This is a genomic window from Vibrio sp. S11_S32 (genome assembly GCF_014694465.1).
GTDB lineage: Bacteria > Pseudomonadota > Gammaproteobacteria > Enterobacterales > Vibrionaceae > Vibrio > Vibrio algicola.
Genome location: NZ_JAAUWS010000158.1, coordinates 1 through 432 on the forward strand (window position 1 = coordinate 1; position 432 = coordinate 432).

Here is a 432-nt window from a genome sequence, read left to right on the forward strand (position 1 = left end):
GACCGGTATTCTCACCCGTGCCGTTGTTGTCATCCAATGGTTGATATTGATTAACAACAGTATCGACCGTTACATTACCAGTCGCTGGATCAAATGTTGGGGTCATGGTGATGTCTAGGACCGGATTGCCGTCCCCATCCACACCAGAGATGGTGGTCACGCCATTGGCATCGGTGGTCATGCTGAAGTTAATTGGGTCACCACCATTGGTGGTCATTTCACCCATTTCGGCGGTTAATGCGGTTTTGCCCGCATCGGTCATGCGCAGCGTGCTTGGATCCAAATTATCACTTGGCGACTCAATCGTAACCGAGCTTGAACCATGCACTGGGTATTCGTTGCCTTCGGCTGGGTTTTGCACATCGCCTTCGTCAACAGTGACCGTATCGGTTACATCGGCCGCATTGTCACCGTCGGTAATGTGAATAGTAA

1 protein-coding gene is annotated in these 432 nt (G+C 50.9%); it reads right to left on the bottom strand.

The features are described 5' to 3' along the window. A partial coding sequence (locus tag HC723_RS17075; RefSeq protein ID WP_190339961.1) for a hypothetical protein occupies positions 1-432 on the bottom strand: 432 nt, incomplete at both ends.